The organism is Psychrobacter sp. Arc9, assembly GCF_041431295.1.
GTDB lineage: Bacteria > Pseudomonadota > Gammaproteobacteria > Pseudomonadales > Moraxellaceae > Psychrobacter.
Window position 1 is genome coordinate 1 of the sequence record NZ_JASMRK010000049.1, and the last position, 3,046, is coordinate 3,046.

Below are 3,046 nucleotides of genomic sequence, written 5' to 3' on the forward strand. Positions count from 1 at the left end.
ATGTCAGATTGAGTAGTCATTGCTTATTCTCCTGTTATTGGATTATAAGCAGTTACACAGTTTTTAGGAAACTCCCTTTACTTCCTTACTAGTTGCAATTTTCCCTTCCTCAAAGTCTTGAAAGATACGCTGAGTAGCTGGGTTAGAAGGAATATTATCGACTGCAAAGCTACCCAAAGTATCAAAATTGATGCGGCGGCGCTTTTCTATTTCCTGTTGGCTAACGATGATAGGACGATCATCAATAATTGATGCTTCAAGTTTAGAATCTTCCATACTAGCTCCTATCACTATCAGTAGTAGTAAAATTGTTTAGCAAGTCAGATAGTCTTCTATCTAGACAATTTTTCTCTTATTGATATACCTTATTCGGCTGATTTAATTATATTAATGATTTAGACATCGGTAAATCATGATTGTTTAATATCAAGAGCTATTGTGACTGAATAATTCGTACTTCTAGCATCTCCTAGAGTTGCGTAACTTACTTGCTCTAAAGTTTTTTGGGATCTATATGGACTAAATAACTCATCAAGAGTATGGTGAAAACTACCATCATCTACTCCAAATACATAATCAAAAAATATTTTGGCCATTGCAGACTGAGGGTGGCTAGCATCGCGAAAAGATTTATTGTGACTCCAACTACCACTGTATATTTTACTGAATACTCTTTCTATATTACCAGAAACAGAATTTGAAGCATGTTTTCGAGTAATGCCTGGTTTTTGCACGTATGCAGCAGCATTTTCAACAGACTTCCAAATGACATAATGCATGGTTGATACAGAGCATTCAGCTAAACATGATCTGAGAATGCTAATTAGCTTCTCGCCAATAGGCGGTGCTAGATAGTTCAGTCTTGACCTAGTAATCAGGTAGCTTAAACACTCTCCTAGCTGTACCTTTTCACACCAGCTCTTAAATTGACTATTCGCTACTAGAGCACTGGTATTTTTTCTAAATTTAGCGTTTATCAAGATTTTAGTAAGATTCTCAGTACTATAAGCAAACTCAAAAATCGCTTGATAGAAATCTATTTCTAATTCTTGTTCTTCGTTGATAGTTACATATTCGTAGCTATTTTCAGGAGCTAGTATGAGCAGATTTCGGTTAAAGAGATGATGTAGTATCTTTTCATCTAATTTAGAGAACGATGATAAAGGTAATGATAAGTTGTCATGTAGAGAAACTGTATTCTTTAAATTATCTGCTCCTATACTCTCTATGGTCGCTGCAAGTAGCAGCCTATCCACATCGTTAAGCTCAGTGACTGAAGGAATACTGCTTAATTGAATGCTTCTGTATTGATTGATGTACTCTAGAGCAGTCTGTCTCTTTTCTTCTGCTAAACGGTCTTGTTTAAGACGATACTCCAAGTACTCTTGATCCATTCTTTTTTCAAGCGCCTCCCCGCAATCGTCACACCGCCATCTAATAAGATCCAATCGAGTTAGCTGTGAGCGAGTATAGCAAATCTTAGTTGTACCGCAGTCTATGCATTGGCAGTCTAGTACAACAAGATGAGCATTTATTTTAACGATACTCGGTATATCTTGATGCTTAACATCAAACTCTCGACCTATCTCTTTGCAGGTATATATAAAACCACTTCGTTTGTCGGCTTCTCTTAGCCAGTATCTCTCACAAATAAGCTTATTGGTCTCTGTAATATCTAGCTGATACTCTAGTTTAGTTTTCACGCCCACCTCTCAATACCGACTATATCCCGTGGATATTGTAGCTTACCACTGTGAGTATTGCTATCTTTAGCAGTGGTTAATGAGATGACAACAGATGAGCGTATGATTGCCTTTGGAAAGCGTGTCCGTGAGATACGAAAAATCAAAGGAATATCCCAAGAAAGATTGGCGGAGATGGCAGGTATTGATCGTAGCTATATGGGAAACATTGAGCGTGGAGAGAAAAACATTACTCTGAAGAAAGCATATGAGATATGTGATGCGTTGGAGATTGAGATACAAAATTTAGTATAAAATGTTGATTATGTAAGTTTTAGAGGCCTGTGTATATTTTCAAATCACTTTAATTAAACGTAAGTAGTAAATACATAACTCTTCATAATTAATATCAGTTTATAGGTATATTTTAGTAGTCTATAATAAGCTGAAAATTATCGTAAAATACGTTAAATGCTTTTAGAAAAGAGTTCAATATGGTAAAAGACGGTCATGAGTATTGCGTTCAGAATGGATATAACAGATCACATGTAGGTAGATATGTATATGCCTTTGCTACAGCAGTTTCTTGGTTATTGATTTATGCTTTGTTGAAAGTATTTGGTGAGCTTCCATCTCATTGGAATACGATCTTGTCAACGTTGACTACAGGTACACTTTTTTTAGCAGTTTATTTTTTATTTGAGAAATGGATGTGGAAAACCACTCTGTTTTTTAAGATATTAAAATATCCAAACATATCTGGAAAGTGGTCTTGCGATGGAGTTTCAAGCTTTCAACAAGAAGATGATGATATGATCAAGCAAGATTTTAAATGGAAAGGTGACGTCATAATACTTCAAAGTTGGGATAAAGTTAGAATTAGGCTAGAAACAGAGTATTCCGTATCGAACAGTATTTCTGCAGCTATTGTTTATGATGAGATTGATGAATATAAAATACTTTACAGTTATGAAAACCGACCTAAAGACTTAAATCATGCTGAATTACGTATTCACCGAGGATTTGCAGAGCTAACCCTCAATAGAGACAATGAAAGTGCTACCGTCAAGTATTACAATGTTGACGGTAGGAAAACAATAGGAACAATGTTCTGGAAGCGACTAACTAGTTAAATAATGAGACTCTAAACTACTATTATATGAATAGCCTAGATCCTTTTTAATCTCTTTCACGAGATTATCTAAAGCTAGGCTCATAGTTGTTAAAGATGATTTCTTATCTTCAGTATCAAAAATTAATCTAGAATTGTCAGGTGTAAATAAAAGATCGAGACCATCCCAGATTCTGTGTAACTGCCATTTAGATTAAATGCTTACTGATACGGTCATCAAACATAATCATAA

At 35.3% G+C, this 3,046-nt stretch carries 4 protein-coding genes; 2 read left to right on the forward strand and 2 right to left on the reverse strand.

All coding sequences use genetic code 11. The features are described 5' to 3' along the window. Positions 1-63: 63 nt before the first annotated feature. Together QO187_RS13680 and QO187_RS13685 are read right to left on the reverse strand one after the other, a co-directional pair. On the reverse strand, positions 64-276 hold the full coding sequence (locus QO187_RS13680) for a hypothetical protein (RefSeq protein ID WP_371548640.1): 213 nt from the start codon (positions 274-276) through the stop codon (positions 64-66). A 134-nt stretch (positions 277-410) separates the two neighbouring features. Then, on the reverse strand, positions 411-1,703 hold the full coding sequence (locus tag QO187_RS13685; protein ID WP_371548641.1) for a hypothetical protein: 1,293 nt from the start codon (positions 1,701-1,703) through the stop codon (positions 411-413). Positions 1,704-1,787: 84 nt separating this feature from the next. Between QO187_RS13685 and QO187_RS13690 the strand changes: the two genes are divergently transcribed. Together QO187_RS13690 and QO187_RS13695 are read left to right on the forward strand one after the other, a co-directional pair. Further along, complete coding sequence (locus QO187_RS13690) at positions 1,788-1,997, forward strand: helix-turn-helix domain-containing protein (RefSeq protein ID WP_102092631.1); 210 nt, start codon at positions 1,788-1,790, stop codon at positions 1,995-1,997. Positions 1,998-2,176: 179 nt separating this feature from the next. Continuing rightward, the gene (locus QO187_RS13695; protein WP_102092630.1) at positions 2,177-2,815 is read left to right on the forward strand and encodes a hypothetical protein; all 639 of its coding nucleotides are present in this window, start codon (positions 2,177-2,179) and stop codon (positions 2,813-2,815) included. Positions 2,816-3,046 lie beyond the last annotated feature (231 nt).

What these genes read in the sequence shown, in the direction of transcription:
- QO187_RS13680 (WP_371548640.1), bottom strand. Translation starts at nt 276, where the DNA reads ATGGAAGATTCTAAACTTGAAGCATCAATTATTGATGATCGTCCTATC.
- QO187_RS13690 (WP_102092631.1), top strand. Translation starts at nt 1,788, where the DNA reads ATGACAACAGATGAGCGTATGATTGCCTTTGGAAAGCGTGTCCGTGAG.
- QO187_RS13695 (WP_102092630.1), top strand. Translation starts at nt 2,177, where the DNA reads ATGGTAAAAGACGGTCATGAGTATTGCGTTCAGAATGGATATAACAGA.